Annotated in this window: 1 protein-coding gene; it reads right to left on the bottom strand. The window is 71.4% G+C overall.

Annotated elements, in window-relative coordinates:
- Positions 1 to 48: 48 nt before the first annotated feature.
- Positions 49 to 255: hypothetical protein (locus SB753_RS39260; protein WP_410805446.1), on the bottom strand; the 207-nt coding region annotated here is incomplete at its 5' end.

The raw sequence follows: 255 nt of genomic DNA, 5'->3' as shown, positions 1-255 counted from the left end.
CGGTGGCTGAGCATCCGCTCCGGGCAGGCGCTGTTCGCTCAGGGCACGTCAGGCGATCGCCGTACGTCGCGTGAGCTCTGCGCGCCGTGGGGGGATGAGCCAGCTGACCGCGGCGATTGCGAGAGGCAGGGCGACCGCAAGCAGGGCGAGCACGCCCCAGGGGATGTCGGGGATCAGAAGAACGCCTCGCGACTGGATCGCGAACCCGATCGGGGGGAGCACCCCGGCCACCGCACCCGCGAGAGTACCGAACCC

The sequence above is a fragment of the Paraburkholderia sp. SIMBA_053 genome, from assembly GCF_046534895.1.
GTDB lineage: Bacteria > Pseudomonadota > Gammaproteobacteria > Burkholderiales > Burkholderiaceae > Paraburkholderia > Paraburkholderia caledonica.
This window is presented reverse-complemented; position numbering and strand designations above follow the sequence as displayed.